13 protein-coding genes are annotated in these 14,285 nt (G+C 60.6%); 4 read left to right on the forward strand and 9 right to left on the reverse strand.

Translation table 11 applies throughout. The features are described from left to right. The first annotated feature begins 58 nt into the window (after window positions 1-58). The 3 genes from QZZ60_RS01185 (at window position 59) to QZZ60_RS01195 (ending at window position 3,118) form a co-directional block, all read left to right on the forward strand. Window positions 59-559, forward strand: coding sequence for a CYTH domain-containing protein (locus QZZ60_RS01185; protein ID WP_295636658.1), 501 nt, complete (start codon window positions 59-61; stop codon window positions 557-559). A gap of 322 nt (window positions 560-881) precedes the next feature. After that, window positions 882-2,420, forward strand: coding sequence for a hydroxylamine reductase (gene hcp, locus QZZ60_RS01190; RefSeq protein WP_295636688.1), 1,539 nt, complete (start codon window positions 882-884; stop codon window positions 2,418-2,420). 185 nt (window positions 2,421-2,605) lie between these two features. After that, a complete protein-coding gene (locus tag QZZ60_RS01195; protein WP_295636661.1) occupies window positions 2,606-3,118 on the forward strand; it encodes a DUF721 domain-containing protein in 513 nt (170 codons plus the stop codon). Window positions 3,119-3,276: 158 nt separating this feature from the next. Here the strand turns inward: QZZ60_RS01195 and lptB are convergent, their stop codons facing one another. The 4 genes from lptB to QZZ60_RS01215 are packed head-to-tail and all read right to left on the reverse strand — an operon-like array spanning window position 3,277 to window position 5,826. Then, window positions 3,277-4,005 (reverse strand): LPS export ABC transporter ATP-binding protein, encoded by a 729-nt coding sequence (gene lptB, locus QZZ60_RS01200; RefSeq protein ID WP_295636664.1) that lies wholly within the window; start codon window positions 4,003-4,005, stop codon window positions 3,277-3,279. 2 nt (window positions 4,006-4,007) lie between these two features. Continuing rightward, the gene (gene lptA, locus QZZ60_RS01205; RefSeq protein WP_295636666.1) at window positions 4,008-4,544 is read right to left on the reverse strand and encodes a lipopolysaccharide transport periplasmic protein LptA; all 537 of its coding nucleotides are present in this window, start codon (window positions 4,542-4,544) and stop codon (window positions 4,008-4,010) included. Continuing rightward, a complete protein-coding gene (lptC, locus tag QZZ60_RS01210; RefSeq protein WP_295636669.1) occupies window positions 4,541-5,242 on the reverse strand; it encodes an LPS export ABC transporter periplasmic protein LptC in 702 nt (233 codons plus the stop codon). The genes lptA and lptC overlap by 4 nt, the downstream gene beginning before the upstream one ends. Beyond that, window positions 5,239-5,826, reverse strand: coding sequence for an HAD family hydrolase (locus QZZ60_RS01215; RefSeq protein ID WP_295636672.1), 588 nt, complete (start codon window positions 5,824-5,826; stop codon window positions 5,239-5,241). The genes lptC and QZZ60_RS01215 overlap by 4 nt, the downstream gene beginning before the upstream one ends. 154 nt (window positions 5,827-5,980) lie before the next feature. On the opposite strand from QZZ60_RS01215, the gene QZZ60_RS01220 reads away from it, so the two are divergent. After that, window positions 5,981-6,979, forward strand: a complete 999-nt coding sequence (locus QZZ60_RS01220; protein ID WP_295636691.1) for a glycosyltransferase family 2 protein — start codon at window positions 5,981-5,983, stop codon at window positions 6,977-6,979. A 258-nt stretch (window positions 6,980-7,237) separates the two neighbouring features. On the opposite strand, the gene QZZ60_RS01225 is transcribed toward QZZ60_RS01220, so the two are convergent. The 5 genes from QZZ60_RS01225 to QZZ60_RS01245 all read right to left on the reverse strand — a co-directional run bounded on the left by QZZ60_RS01225 (window position 7,238) and on the right by QZZ60_RS01245 (window position 13,844). Next, window positions 7,238-8,851, reverse strand: coding sequence for a polysaccharide biosynthesis/export family protein (locus tag QZZ60_RS01225; RefSeq protein ID WP_295636675.1), 1,614 nt, complete (start codon window positions 8,849-8,851; stop codon window positions 7,238-7,240). 65 nt (window positions 8,852-8,916) lie between these two features. Continuing rightward, on the reverse strand, window positions 8,917-9,267 hold the full coding sequence (locus QZZ60_RS01230) for a DVU3141 family protein (RefSeq protein WP_295636676.1): 351 nt from the start codon (window positions 9,265-9,267) through the stop codon (window positions 8,917-8,919). 192 nt (window positions 9,268-9,459) lie between these two features. Then, complete coding sequence (gene galE, locus QZZ60_RS01235; protein ID WP_295636679.1) at window positions 9,460-10,440, reverse strand: UDP-glucose 4-epimerase GalE; 981 nt, start codon at window positions 10,438-10,440, stop codon at window positions 9,460-9,462. Between the two features lie 161 nt (window positions 10,441-10,601). Next, on the reverse strand, window positions 10,602-11,936 hold the full coding sequence (locus QZZ60_RS01240; RefSeq protein ID WP_295636682.1) for a glycosyltransferase N-terminal domain-containing protein: 1,335 nt from the start codon (window positions 11,934-11,936) through the stop codon (window positions 10,602-10,604). Between the two features lie 189 nt (window positions 11,937-12,125). Beyond that, the gene (locus QZZ60_RS01245; protein WP_295636685.1) at window positions 12,126-13,844 is read right to left on the reverse strand and encodes an FAD-dependent oxidoreductase; all 1,719 of its coding nucleotides are present in this window, start codon (window positions 13,842-13,844) and stop codon (window positions 12,126-12,128) included. Window positions 13,845-14,285 lie beyond the last annotated feature (441 nt).

Raw genomic sequence — 14,285 nt, forward strand, 5'->3', positions numbered from 1 at the left:
TGTCGGCGCTAAAGCGCGGAACAGCGTGCCGGTGCATGGAAAAAAGGAGCGGGAACGCATGAAGCAGCAGGAAATCGAACGCAAGTTTCTGGTAAAGGGCGACGGCTGGCGCGGCCGGGGCAAAACGGAGCTGTTTCGGCAGGGCTACATCGCCCGCACGCAGGACCGCACGGTCAGGGTGCGCGTGGCGGGGGAAAAGGGCAGGCTCACCATCAAGTACAGGGGAGAGGGCATAGCCCGCAGCGAATTTGAATACGATATCCCGCTTGACGAGGCACAGGCGCTTCTCGACGGTCTTGCTCCGGGAGAAATCATTGAAAAGCTGCGCCATACGTTCACCTGCGAGGGCAGCGTGTGGGAAGTGGATGAGTTTCTCGGCGCGAATCAGGGGCTTGTGGTGGCCGAAATCGAGCTGGAATCGGAAGATCAGCCCTTTGTCCGGCCGGAATGGCTGGGCGATGAGGTGAGCAGAATTTCCCGCTATCTCAACGTGGAGCTCTCCCGCCTGCCCTACACGGCCTGGACCCGGGAGGAGAAGGAGGATCACGGAAACGGCTGAGAGGCCTTTCACGCGCTTCCGTTGCTTCTGGTCGCGGGCGTACGTTCTTCGGGGCGGCATGAAGCCTGCGGCCGTCCCGCAGAGCACTGTGCTGCGGCCTTTCAGCCGGTACGGCGCTGAAGCGGCTGCGGTTCTGTTTCGGGACACTTTTCATGCGTCTGGAATTATTTAATTTCAAAAGTAATCCGCTCCCGGGGAAAAACGTGTCATGATGTGATCAGGGACACAGTTTTTGGAGGAAAAGCTCCGTAGGTTCGAGAGACTCGGAATCCTGTATTTTTTATCGCACAGACAACATCGTGGAGGAAAGGCAATGAGCGAAATGTTCTGTTTTCAGTGTGAACAGACCGCGGGCGGCAAGGGATGCACGAAAGGCGGCGTCTGCGGCAAGAAACCCGGCACGGCACAGCTTCAGGACATGCTGGTGGGCGAACTTGTCGCGCTGACGGCAGGCGGCAGCTGCACCCGCACGGCCGAGCTGGACACGCTGGTGGAAAACGCTCTTTTCACCACGCTGACCAACGTGAACTTCGATGATCTTTCTCTGGCCGCCATGGTGGAGCAGGTGCGCAAGATACGCAAGGACAGCGGCGTGGCCGACGCCTGGGACATGAATCGTCTCTGGAACGCCCCGGAAGACGTGCGCAGCCTGAAATCGCTGCTGCTGTTCGGCATGAAGGGCATCGCCGCCTATGCCAGCCATGCCCGCGTGCTCGGAAGAAACCTTGAAGAAGTGAGCGGTTTTCTGTATCGCGGCCTGGCCCTTCTGGCGGCGGACGCCGGCAGGGAAACGCTGCTCGACGCCGTCATGGAAGCCGGCAAGGTGAATCTGGCCTGCATGGAGCTTCTGAACGACGCCAACAGAACCTACGGTACGCCCGTGCCCGTCACCGTGTCCCGTACGGTGGAAAAGGGCCCCTTCATCATCGTGTCGGGCCATGATCTGCACGACCTTGCGCTTCTTCTCCGTCAGACGGAAGGCAAGGGCGTGAACGTCTATACGCACGGCGAAATGCTGCCCGCCCATGCCTACCCCGAACTGAAGAAGTATGCGCACTTCAAGGGCCATTTCGGCACGGCCTGGCAGAATCAGCAGAAGGAATTCGCCTCCGTTCCTGCGCCCGTTCTCTTCACCACCAACTGCATCATGCCCGTGAAGGAAAGCTATGCCGACCGCGTGTTCACCACGGGCGTCGTCCGCTTCCCCGGCATGACGAACATCGGGGACGACAAGGACTTTTCGCCCGTCATCGCCAAGGCTCTGGAGCTCGGCGGCTACGCGGAAGATACGCACTTTGCCGGCATCAACGGCGGCGAGAGCGTCACTACCGGCTTCGGCAGCGAGGCGGTGCTCGCCCATGCCGGAACCATCGTGGAAGCCGTGAAGTCCGGCGCCATCCGTCACTTCTTCCTTGTGGGCGGCTGCGACGGCGCAAAACCCGGCCGCAACTACTATACTGAATTCGTGAAGAAGACCCCTGCCGACACCGTGGTGCTCACGCTCGCCTGCGGCAAGTTCCGCTTCAACGACCTTGATCTCGGCACCATCGGCGGCATTCCCCGTCTTCTGGACATGGGCCAGTGCAACGACGCCTACGGTGCCATTCAGGTGGCGCTCGCCCTGGCCGGAGCCTTCAACTGCGGCGTGAACGATCTGCCGCTTTCGATGGTGCTTTCGTGGTATGAACAGAAGGCCGTGGCCATTCTGCTCACGCTGCTGTATCTCGGCGTGAAGAACATTTATCTCGGACCTTCTCTGCCCGCATTCGTTTCTCCCGCCGTGCTCGACTTCCTCGTGAAGGAGTTCGGCATTCGTCCCATCTCCACGCCCGATGAAGATCTGAAGGCCATTCTCGTCTGATGCCGGGACAGCCGGGATCTTTTAACGGAAAGAAGAGCTTCCTGCGCGCATCGCACAGGGCTCTGACCTCGGCGGCGTTGCCGCCGTTTTTCGGGACGTTCCGAAAACCTTTTTGAAGCCTGCCCCCGCACGCCTCCGCGTGCGGGGGCTTCTCGTTCCCGGGCAACTCTGGTAGCCTGTGCTTCATGGAAGGCAAAAAGCATTACAGACGATTTGCGGGGTTCGACCTCGGCAAGAGATCCGGCAGGACCTCCGCGCTCAGCGACGGACTGGACGGCTGGCTCTCCGCGCACGGCATGGAGCCGAGGCACGGGATGCTCGCGCAGCTGTGGAAGAACTGGGAAGTCGTCATGGGGCCGGATATCGCCGCGCTGGCGCATCCTCTGGGACACCGCAAGGACATTCTGCTCGTCGGAGGGGAGGATTCCTGCGCCATGCAGGAACTTTCCTACGCCGTGCCGGAAATGCTGGAACGCGTGAATGCCTTCATGGACGAGGATTATTTCCACAAGGTGGAACTTCATCTGCTGCTCGGCAAGGAATCCCTGCGCCGCGTGGACATTACGCCGGTTCCCGTGATCCCTCCACCTCCAAGACCGCCCCGCCTGGGCGCCCTGAAACTGCCGCCGGACTCTCCCGTGGCCGCCTGCTATGCGGCCTATGTTCGCTGTTTCGACGGCGGGGACGACAAAACATAGGAAGGACGTGCTGCCGTCGTCCTGAGCCGCGCCTCTTCTGACCTTCTTCAGACGGAACATCCGCGCCTTGTCTCCGTCCGGTCGCAGGGAAAGTCTTTTCCCGGCCGGACGGGCAGAAGCGCGGATGTTTTTTTGAGAAGACGTCTTGCCGGGACGGCTTATCCCAGGTGGAAGTCCGAGCCGAGATAGACCTCTCTTGCCCGTTCGTTGTTCACGATTTCGTCGGGCGTGCCCGAAAGGATGATGTTGCCCTGGAACATGAGGTAGGCCCTGTCGCAGATGGAAAGGGTTTCGCGCACGTTGTGGTCGGAAATGAGCACGCCTATGCCGCGTTCCTTGAGGCTGCGGATGAGTACCTGAATGTCGCCGACGGCCAGAGGGTCGATGCCTGCGAAGGGTTCGTCGAGCAGCACGAACAGCGGATCGCGGATGAGGCAGCGGGCGATTTCGAGGCGTCGACGCTCGCCGCCGGAAAGATAGGAGGCATAGGACTTTTCCAGTCTCGTGAGACCGAATTCCTCCATGAGCTGATCGGCGCGCTTTTTCTGATCGGCGCGGGAGAGACCGGTATGCTCGAGAATGATCTGGAGATTCTGACGTACCGTGAGCCTGCGGAACACGGAACTTTCCTGCGGCAGATAGGAAAGGCCCACCCTGGCGCGCTTATACAGCGGCCAGGTGCTGATTTCCTGGCCGTCGAGCAGGACCTGGCCTGCCGTCGGCTTGATGATGCCGGTGATCATGTAGAACGACGTGGTCTTGCCTGCGCCGTTGGGACCGAGAAGTCCCACGATTTCCCCCTGCTGCATGGCCACGGACACTTCATGGACGACTTCCTTCTGACCGTAGCGCTTGCACAGGTGCTGGGCGGAAAGCGAGGATTTCATGCTTACTTTCCCTTCTTGTCGTTGGAGGAGAACACGGCGTGCACGCGCTGCTTCGGGCCTCCTTCCACGACGCTGCGGTTTTCATCGACAAAGTAGCGGATGACGTTGCCCCGTATGGAGTTGTCGCCGTCGTGCAGGATGGGATCGCCCTCGAGAACGAGCAGATTTTTTGCGGAATAATAGGTGGCCTTCTGCGAGGAGCCCGTCTGCGTGCCGTTCTGGAAGCGGACGTTTCTTTCCGCGACTATGCGGTCAAGATCGCTTCCCTGCATGGCCTGCGTGGTCGAGTTTTTCGTTTTCTGGGAAGAGTCTGCCCGGGACTTGAGGTAGAGGGTCAGGGTGTCCGACCACATTTTGAACTCTCCGCGCACGGCCTCCACGCGTCCCTGAAAAACGACGGTGTTTTTGTCCGCGTTGTAGACCATGTTGTCCGCCGTGACGTCCACGGGAAGACTGCTGTCGCCTCCGGGAAGCGGCGCGGCCGTGGCGAGGGTCGTGCAGAACGCGCAGATGAGAAGGGTGAAGAGAAATTTTTTCATGAATGGCTTTCCTCCTGCGCGTTCTTTGGCGCAGCATCGGATGAGGGATCGGCGTCGACTGCGCCGTCGGAAGAAGCGGTGCCGGACGGGATCCAGCGCATGTGCACGCCCCGGTCGCCCGTCAGAATGTTGGTGTTGAGGTCCCACACGAGGCGGGATGCCGTGCCGGAAAGCACGGGGCCGTCGAGCACGGCTCCGTCGGGAAAGGTAAGGGTTCGGTCGCTGTTGAGAAAAACGGCCAGATCGCCGGTGAGCACGCTGTCTTCATAGACGGTCTTCACACTGCCGGACATGGAGATTTTCTGGTTGCCGTCCTCCACGCGGCCTACGCTTGAGGTGGCGTGAACGACGCGGTCCGGTTCCCCTTCCGCCTTTTCCAGCATGTAGTGAATGTCGGGATCGCGCACGGTGATGGCGCCGGAGTCCTGGTTCAGCGTGGCCCAGTCGGCGTCGAGGTCAAAGCTTTTCTGGCCTTCGTGCCCCTGCGAGAGGTGTATGCCCCGCACGGCGAGATCCACGGAGTTCTTCACTTCTTCGGGCGGGTCCGACAAAAGCTTGTTCAGGTCGGCGGAGCGCACCACGTTTTCCATGGCTTCCAGCGCCTGCCGCGTCTTCCAGCTCTGCCATCCGTACCAGCCGCCCCACAGGGCGGCGCCCAGCACGATAAGCGCGAGGGTTCGCTTGAAAGAGTCGTTCATGACCTGGCCGGTCCCGTGGCCGCGGTCCAGAGATCCGCGGGGTTTTTGCCGTCCCTGCGGGAGGCGAGCAGAAATTCGACGGCTTCGCGGACGGCGCCTTCTCCGCCGTGCGCGGAAGTGACGTAGAGGGCTTCCTTCTTCACCTGCGCGACGGCGTTGGCCACGGCCATGGGCATGCCCACGGAGCGCATGGGGTCAAGATCGATCCAGTCATCGCCGAGATAGGCCATCTCCTCTTTTCTGAGATGATATTTCCGGCGGATGGCCTCAAGCTTGGGAAGCTTGGACTCGAAGCCGGCGTAGTAGTCCCTGACGCCGAGCTGCGACATTCTCGCGAGCACGCAGGGGTCGTTTCTGCCCGTGATGATGCCGATGCCTATCCCCGCCATGAGGGCCGTTTTTATGCCGATGCCGTCCTGAGCGTTGAAGCACTTCAGGGGATGCCCGTTTTCCTGAAAGTAAAGCTTGCCGTCGGTGCATACGCCGTCGACGTCAAGGACCAGAAAGCGGACGGCCGAGGCCGCGCGAATGACGTCTTCGCTGACGGACAGGCCGTTGAAAAGGATGGAAGTTTCTGCGGACATGATTGCTCCGAAGGGCGGAATGGAATCGTTGACCAGTTCTTTTTTATATCCGCCTTTGCTGCGCGAGTCAAAAGGAGAGACGGGGAGTCCTTGGCTTTGGCATGGGGCTGTGGTATGCTGCCCTAAAATTGGGGGGATGCGTTCTATGCCCGGCATGAAAGTTGCGGCACTTATTCCTTTTCGTAATGAATCCAGAATGTTGCCACTGTGTCTGGCGTCTCTTAGAGGGGTGGCCGATCTTGTCGTCGGCATGGATGACCATTCTTCCGACCGTTCGGACGACATCGTGAGAGAGCACGGCGGCCTGGTGCTGGAGATGGACGGCGATCTTTCGGGCTTTTCCCAGGGCAGGGAAAAGGTGATCCGGCAGGCGCTTGTCGATGAGGCCCGCAGGCAGGGAGCCACGCATTTTCTGTGTCTGGATGCCGACGAGGTGCTTACCGCGCCTTTTCGTCGTCATGGTCGAACGCTCATGGAAAATCTTGAGCCCGGACACAAGCTTTCGCTTCGGTGGCTTACGCTGTGGGGCAGCCCTCATGTCTACCGGGACGGTGATTACAGCAAGTTTCATCGGATTTACCGGGGCATCATCGTTCGTGACTCGCCGGATCTGCCTCCCTACGGGGGCTTTCTTCACATGCCGCGCACGCCGGGCTCCGACGCCAGAGACAACGTGACGAAATGTCCTCTTGAACAGGGAGCCATACTTCATTTTACCGCGGCGGAGCTTCTGCCGTATCAGTTGAAGATCGCATGGTATCACTGCGTGGAGCTCGTGCGTCGTCCGGACGAGGCGGAGCGCATCAACCGCTTCTACTTCCGTGACTGGGACGAAAAGCACATCAGGCTGCGCCCGGTGCCGGACGAGTGGTACGACGGCATTCCGGTCTCGGAGCTGTCCGCCTGTCCTCCGAGCTGGCAGTGGAAGGAGATGCTGCGCCTTTTCGACGAAAAGGGCATAGAGTTCTTTGAGCCTCTGGAAATATGGCAGATTCCCGAACTGCGTGACGAGTTCGTGCGCAGAACGGGACGGGAGCCCCGGGGCATGGACGTTTTGACCCGTCTGCGCAGAAGCTGCCGGCGCGAGCGCAAAAGGTTTGACCGCTGGTTCGTGGACATGTGCCGCAAGGTTCGCGGCGAAGAGGATGAATGATCGCATCGGGACGCTTTCAGCGTCCCGTTTTTCTTTTCGGCGCGTTCCTTCTGCAGGACCATTTGGGGACGCATCATGCGCGGGCCTTCCCGTCGGGTTGTCCTTCGCGCGGCGTATGCGTGACGAAGGTCCCGCCTCTGCAGGCCGGAAAGCTTTGAAGCCGTAGGACGTCGATGCCCCGCCTGCGGCAACAGCAGACGGGGCATCGGAAACGGGGAGACCATGCGCCGCAGAAGAGACGCGGCGCATGACGAAGACCTACAGATCCAGAATGACCTTGCAGGCGACGGCCACCTGGTACAGGATTTCGGACACTTCCTTGACGGCCTGCATGTTCTTGGAGTCCACGCGGGGCAGAACCAGAATCTGATCGCCGGGCTGGACCTTTTTGGCCTTGGGCGTGACTTCGCCGTCGGGATGCACGACGAGGATGTTCGTGGAGTCGGCGCGGTTGCTGAATCCGCCGGCGCTCTTGATGTAGTCTTCCATGTCGCGGTCTTCGTTCCATACCACGGCCTGCGGCATGATGACTTCGCCGCTTATCATGACCACATCCGTCTTTTCGGGAATGACGATGACGTCGCCGTCTTCCAGCGCGATGTCCGCAATCTTGCCGCCGCTGCCCACCACGACGATGCCTTCAGGTTCCACCTTGCGGGCGCGGTCGATGAAGCTGGAGAGCATTTCGGCTTCCTTGGCGCGTATCTGCGCTTCGTCGTTGCTGGAGGAGGTCGCCGTGTAGGCGTTGTGTTCCAGGCGGTTCAGGGCGTCCTCAATGGCTTTTTTCTGCTGCTTGGCCGTGCTTATGCGCTTGATGTACAGGCCGGAGAGGTTGGCTCTGTCCGGGTCCACGGAAATGTAGCTCAGCACTTCCTGGAGTCGGGCGTTGCGTCTGACAGGGAAGCGGGAGGAACCGAGAATGGCGCCCTGCGCTTCCACCATGATGGTGCTGCCCGTGGTGTCGGCCTGAAAGCGGACCTGATCGTCGTTTTCCAGCTTGAGCTTGTTGAATTCCTTGATGGACAGATACTGATTGTAGGGCACGCCGTTTCTGAAGCCGGAAATGCTTACGTGTGAGGCCTTGGAGTTGGGGTCGGCCAGTCTGGCAAGGGCCTCGCCGTTCATTTTGCCTTTTTCAAATTCAAAGCGGGCGGCGTTGCGCACCTCTCCGCTGGCCGAAACCGAGGGGCCCTTCTCGCCCACGACGATGGTGTCGCCGTCGTTGAAGCGGATGGAGGGAATCTGCCCGTGCAGGATGAAGGGATAGAGGTCGGCGGTGGAGAGCACCTGCTGATTTCTCAGAACGCGGATGTCGCGGTAGCTGCCGCGGCGCGAGTCGATGCCGCCCGCCTTGTCGAGAAAGGAGAGGATGTTGTCGGAGGCCGTGCCCTGATAGCTGCCGGGATGATTGACGAAGCCGGTAACGAACACGGAGACGTTCTGGGTGTCGAGAGGACGCGCGTAGACCTGCACGTCGGTGATGCCGGAGACGTTCAGCTTGCTGATGATGGACTGCTGAATCTGCGCGGCGTCGCCACGGGGCAGGCCGAAGAGCGGAACGCTTCCTATTTCGGGTAGATCGAGAGAGCCGTTCGGAGAAACGGTGAACACGTCGTCGAGGGTGCGGCTTCCCCACAGGCGGATGAGAATGCGGTCTCCGCTTTGTATGGTGGATGCCGATCCTCCGGCAGAGAAGTTGCCCTGAAAGAGATTGCTGCCGAAAGGCTGAGGATCCTGGGAGGATGCCGAGGAGGAAGCCGTGGCCGTGGCTGTGGCAGTCGCCGTGGCCGTGGCCGTGCTGGTCGACTGTGCGGCCGTCGCCGGCGACGCGATGGCGAACATCACGGCAAGGATGAGAAGAATGAGACGCAAGACGAAACTCCTGCCCGAAGGCTGGCAAAAAAACGAGAGGAAAAGCGATGAACGGGAAGAGCGGACTATTCGAGACCGCGTCCCCAGACGCGGGGCATGAGCTCCCATCCGTCGCCCTGACGACAGAGAACCACGATTTCCGCTTCATGGGGGGGCTGACTGACCACGGCACGGCGGCAGTCGCGGCCGGATGCGGAGGTGAACGAGCCTTCCACCATGACGTCGACCACGCCGCCGAAGGCGGGATCGTCGATGGAGGCCTGTGCGCCGGCATTGTTCATGGAAATGAACTGAGGCACGGGAGAGAGGGGCGTTTCCGGTATGGGGACTTCGGGCGCGTCGGTCGAGCCGAAGGGACTGGCAAGGCAGCCGCTCAGAACGATGCTGAGCGCAATGGGAATGAGAAATATGCGCATGGGGATACCCTTATGAAAAATTCCGCGGAACATTCCGCGCAAATAATATATGTCCGGGGAGCTTGTCCTGTCCAGAGGGGGCCTGGCGGCCCGAGGAAAAAGACGGGGTGAGCATGTCGCGCAAGGCCCTGCGGCGGAAGCATTCCGGAAGGGGCACGGAGACCGGGACAGGTGCCGCTCACGAGGCGGTCGTCATGCCTGATCCTTCCGGTACCAGTTCCAGGCGTCGTGTATGATGTCTTCCACTCCCGAGCGTTCGGCCTTCCAGCCGAGCACGGATGCCGCTTTTGAGGCGTCGGCCACGAGGCTCGGCGGATCGCCGGCCCGGCGGGGGCCGGTGGTAAAGGGCATTGAACGGCCCGTCACCTTTTCGACGGCGTCGAGAATCTGCTTTACGGACAGCCCGGAGCCGGAACCGAGGTTCAGACTCAGCCCCTCGCCGTCGCTTTGCGAAAGCAGGCGTTCCATGGCGAGAAGGTGGGCTTTGGCCAGGTCCTGCACGTGGACGTAGTCGCGGATGCAGGTGCCGTCCGGCGTGGGATAGTCGTTGCCCATGACGTGGAAGTCGGAAATCTTGCCGTCCAGAGCCATGAGGGCGCGGGGAATGAGATGGGTTTCGGGGTCGTGCCGCTCGCCTGTTTCTCCCCCGGGATCTGCGCCGGCGGCGTTGAAGTAGCGCAGGGCCGTCCACGAGATGCCGTGTGCGCGGGCGAAGTCTGCCAGCATGCGTTCCATGAACAGCTTGGTTTCACCGTAGGGGTTGATGGGGGAGGCCGGGCTTTCCTCGGTGATGGGCATGACCTCGGGAACGCCGTATACCGCCGCCGTGCTGGATACCACGATGTTGCGCACGTTCGTGTCGCGCATGGCCTCAAGGATGTTCAGCGTGCCGCCCACGTTGTTGCGGAAGTACTTGCCCGGATTCTGCACGGATTCTCCCACGAGAGAAAAGGCCGCGAAGTGCAGAATGCCGTCGGGTCGGACGTTCTTCATGCACGAGCGCAGCCGCTCCGCATCCAGAGCGTCGCCTTCAATGAGGGGGCCCCACTTCACGAGATCCCGGTGACCGGTGGAAAGATTGTCGTATACGGTAACGTTGTGTCCGGCCGCGGCAAGGGCCTTGCTGGTGGAGCTGCCGATGTATCCGGCTCCGCCGATGACGAGGATGTTCATGTCTGTCTCCGGAAAAGAGGGCGCGAATGCGCCGGACGGCGTGTTCCCTCGGAGCGTTGCGGTTGTGCGGGCCTTTGTTCAGCCATGGTCCGCATGGTTGTGCGGAAATACCATAACATATGAGAACAATAAAGGAAAGACGGAAGAAAAACGGATGGAGCTCAGTGTTTCCTGCAGGCGGAAATGCTCTGCTCCAGCGCGTGAGCCGTAAAGAATGCGCCTCCGAGACGGGGGAAAAGCCAGTCCCTGAACCTTTCCCTGACTTCGGTCCTGTCGGACACGGCCGCCGCCTGCTCGAGCATGATGTTCACGACGTCCTTCGGGGTGTGCGCCACGCGGAGCAGGCCCGCTTCTTCCAGAGAAGGCATGGACGGATCGCCGATGCCCATGGCCCACAGAAAGTTGTGCGCCGAAGGACCGATGCAGGGAATGCGTCCTGCCGAAAGGGCTTCGAGAAAGTTTTGTCCGCCCTGACCGAAGCTTCCGCCGACGAATACGGCCTGCGCCGAGGCGTAAAGCTGAGGCAGATCGCCGAAGCGGTCCCAGATGAGCGCATGCCTGCGCGCAAGCGCGCTGCCGGGTGCAAGCTCCGAGAGCAGCACGGGCATGAACGCCAGATCGTCCAGAACGCTTTTCCAGTAGGCGACGCGATGCAGATGCCTGGGCACGATGACGACGACGGCGTCGGGGACGGCCTTGTAGAGTCTGGCAAGCTGTCCGGGAATGCGGGTTTCCTCGCACTGACGGACGGAGGCGAAAAGAAAGACCGGCCCGGAGGCCCGGAAGGCCTCGGAATGCTCGGAAAGCGGAATTTCGAGCGCCTTTGATGCAAGATCGAACTTGATGTTCGGCATCATGTCCACGGAACAGGGGAAAATGGCGGCAAAGGCCTGCCTGTCATATCGTGAGATGGCGTGCACGGCCACGGGGGAAATCTCGGCCATGAGGGAGGAGAACAGGCGACCGAAGTGGGAGGTGGAACTGTTGATGCGTCCGTTGAACACATGGACGGGGACGTTCCTTTCACGGCAGGCGGCAAGAAGGCCGGGCCACAGTTCCGTTTCCAGCAGCACCACCATGCGGGGAGACGCCGCGGCAAGAGCCCTGCGGACAATGTCGGGATGATCGAAGGGGGCGAAGCGCACCAGGACGCGCAGACCGGGATGACTTTCCTTCAGTTCGTCGAGGGCCTTTTCCATGACGTCCCGACCCTGCCTTGTCCATGTGGTCATGAGAATGCGCAGGTCGGAGTCGGGGGCGAAGTTCCGGCATATTTCCACGGCGAGACGCGCCTCTCCGCCGGAGGCCGCCTGAATCCAGATGTCCGTCGCGTGACCGTCGGCGTCGGAAAAATCTTCGGGAATCCAGCCGGAGGGGGCCAGCCGTTCCTTCCAGCCGTCGGAGAGTCGTTTGCTGCGCCGGAGAAAGGGACGCGCAAGGGTCCAGAGCAAGCGGTAGAGGCGGAAGAACGGACGGGAAAAAAGAGATGCTGCCATAAAGTCCTCTCGGCTCACTATGCTACATCCGGCCTGAGCACGCAAGACGTGCGGAGGAGATGCCGGTGCATGCGGAAAAAAAGCGGGACAGTCCGGAATGTTCCGGCCTGCCCCGCCTTTGCTGTGCTGAGGACTGGAGGGAAACGGAGATGGTTTCCCTCCGCGAAGTCACGGGCGTTTCAGCGGCGATCAGAACTTTTCTTCGTCGCCGCGCTTGCGCAGAGCGGTGTGGCCGCCGGCGGAGTTTGCGGCCTCGATGCCCATTTCACGCAGCTTGAGCTGCGCTTCGTAGGCGCGGGTGCCGGTATTGCACACGAGAGCCACGGGACGGTCGGTGGGAATTTCCTTCTTGGCGCGGGCGTTGAATTCTTCCAGCGGCAGGGAGAGATACTGACCGGGGTGACGTTCTTCGATGGGCTTGCCGGCCTTGGCGGGACGGATGTCCACGAAGAGGTAGTTGTTTTCGTCGCGGTGATTCCACAGGTCGACGAACTCATCGGGAGTGATGATGTTGTGATAGCCGTTCACCACGTTGTCGGCCACGTTGCCGGCGGCGTTGATGACGTCCATGGCGGAGGCGAAGGGCGGCGCGTAGCAGACTTCGAGGTTGGACAGGTCGTTCAGCGTGGGACGGGAAACCTGCAGCATGGCGGCCACGGCGTCGGTGCGGGCCTTGACGGCGGAGCCGTCGGTGCTCATGCCCTGAATGCCGAGAACGCGGCGGGTCTGCTTGTCCACCACCACGTTGATGCTGGTGTTGGTGTGTCCGGGATAGAAGTGAGCCTTGTCGGAGCCTTCCATGCTGACTTCGATGGCGTCGAAGCCGGCCATGCGGGCCTGATGCAGGGTAAGACCGGCGCCGGAGGCGTACATCTTGTTCAGCTTCACGCACCAGGAGCCGACCACGCCTTCAAAGGTGGCCTGTCCGCCGGCAAGGTTGGTGCCGATGACGCGGCCCTGTCTGTTGGCCATGGAGCCGAGGGGCAGATAGGTGAGGTCGCCGGAAATGAGGTTGCGCAGCACGACCACGTCGCCGCCGGCATAGATGTCGGGGTCGGAGGTCTGCATGTGCGTGTTCACCAGAATGCCGCCGCGGGGATGGCAGGCGATGCCGGCGTCGGAAGCGATCTTGGAGTTGGGGGTCACGCCGATGGAGAAGATGACTTCGTCGGCTTCAATGGTGCGCTTGTTGGTCACCACTTCGCACACGGCGCCGTCCTTGCCCTTGAGTTCCTTCACGGCTTCGCCGGTGAGCACGGTGATGCCGAGTTCCTCAAGGTCGTGCTTGGCCATCTGGCTGAAGTTGTAGCAGAGCTGGGCGGGAAGAACGTGGTCCACCATTTCGATGACGGTGACCTGGATGCCCCACATGTCGGCAAGGGCCACGGCCATTTCCAGACCGATGAAGCCCGCGCCGATGATGACGGCATGGTTGATCTTGCGGGCGGCGCACTGCTCCTGAATGGCCTTGGCGGCTTCAAGGCAGGTGACGGAGGTGACGTTCTTCAGATCGGCGCCGGGAATGGGAGGAATGCGGGGGCTGCTGCCCGTGGCGATGACCAGCTTGTCGTAGGGCATGTCGCTCTTTTCGCCGGTCTGGGTGTTCTCGACGGTGACGGTCTTTTCCTTGCGGTTGATGGAAAGGGCACGCGTGTGGCAGATGGCGTTGACGCCCTTGAGTTCCTTGAAGAAGGCTTCGTCGCGGACGACGCCGGCGTTCGTGGTGCGCAGACCGTTCATCTGAGGAACGTCGCCGCCCACGAAGTAGGGAATGCCGCATCCGCCGTAGGAAATGTAGGTGCCCTGGTCGATCATGGTGACGTTGCTGTCGGGCATGAGGCGCTTGGCGCGGGCGGCAGCCTTGGGGCCGAGGGCGACGCCGCCTATGATGAGGATATTGAGAGCCATGGTAAAAACCTCCAGAGAATAAGGTTCATATAGCCAAAGAAAAACTATCGGCCGATACTTTACCAGCAAGTTGTCTGAAATTGCAAGATAATTACGAGTACCCGCGGGCTCTTCACAAACGGCTTTTCAGGAACGATTCATTTTGGATGTTTTGAAAATAAAGTAAAATCGAGAGGTTGAATGTCGTTTTTCGAAAGAAGGCCGGCATTGTTAAAGTTCGGCGGCGCAATCTTCGCGCAGAAAAAAAAGTCGGAGCCTCTCTTCCGGGAAAGGAGAAAAGGGGAAAGATCCGTCGTTTTTTTTAACCTGCCGAAGCCTTTGGAGAAAAATTTGTTATTTTTATAACAAAATGAGCTGAACAGGCATTTTTCTACGAAGAGACGCCCTTTTTTTCGCCAGAATGAAGAGTCTCGTCAAGAGGCAGATGGAAGGGGGATTCTT

The sequence above is a fragment of the uncultured Mailhella sp. genome (genome assembly GCF_905187505.1).
Classification (GTDB): Bacteria; Desulfobacterota; Desulfovibrionia; order Desulfovibrionales; family Desulfovibrionaceae; genus Mailhella.

Bases quoted from the DNA above. Each gene is read 5' to 3' on its own strand.
- QZZ60_RS01185 (WP_295636658.1), top strand. From the start codon at position 59: ATGAAGCAGCAGGAAATCGAACGCAAGTTTCTGGTAAAGGGCGACGGC.
- hcp (WP_295636688.1), top strand. From the start codon at position 882: ATGTTCTGTTTTCAGTGTGAACAGACCGCGGGCGGCAAGGGATGCACG.
- QZZ60_RS01195 (WP_295636661.1), top strand. From the start codon at position 2,606: ATGGAAGGCAAAAAGCATTACAGACGATTTGCGGGGTTCGACCTCGGC.
- lptB (WP_295636664.1), bottom strand. From the start codon at position 4,005: ATGAAATCCTCGCTTTCCGCCCAGCACCTGTGCAAGCGCTACGGTCAG.
- lptA (WP_295636666.1), bottom strand. From the start codon at position 4,544: ATGAAAAAATTTCTCTTCACCCTTCTCATCTGCGCGTTCTGCACGACC.
- lptC (WP_295636669.1), bottom strand. From the start codon at position 5,242: ATGAACGACTCTTTCAAGCGAACCCTCGCGCTTATCGTGCTGGGCGCC.
- QZZ60_RS01215 (WP_295636672.1), bottom strand. From the start codon at position 5,826: ATGTCCGCAGAAACTTCCATCCTTTTCAACGGCCTGTCCGTCAGCGAA.
- QZZ60_RS01220 (WP_295636691.1), top strand. From the start codon at position 5,981: ATGAAAGTTGCGGCACTTATTCCTTTTCGTAATGAATCCAGAATGTTG.
- QZZ60_RS01230 (WP_295636676.1), bottom strand. From the start codon at position 9,267: ATGCGCATATTTCTCATTCCCATTGCGCTCAGCATCGTTCTGAGCGGC.
- galE (WP_295636679.1), bottom strand. From the start codon at position 10,440: ATGAACATCCTCGTCATCGGCGGAGCCGGATACATCGGCAGCTCCACC.
- QZZ60_RS01240 (WP_295636682.1), bottom strand. From the start codon at position 11,936: ATGGCAGCATCTCTTTTTTCCCGTCCGTTCTTCCGCCTCTACCGCTTG.
- QZZ60_RS01245 (WP_295636685.1), bottom strand. From the start codon at position 13,844: ATGGCTCTCAATATCCTCATCATAGGCGGCGTCGCCCTCGGCCCCAAG.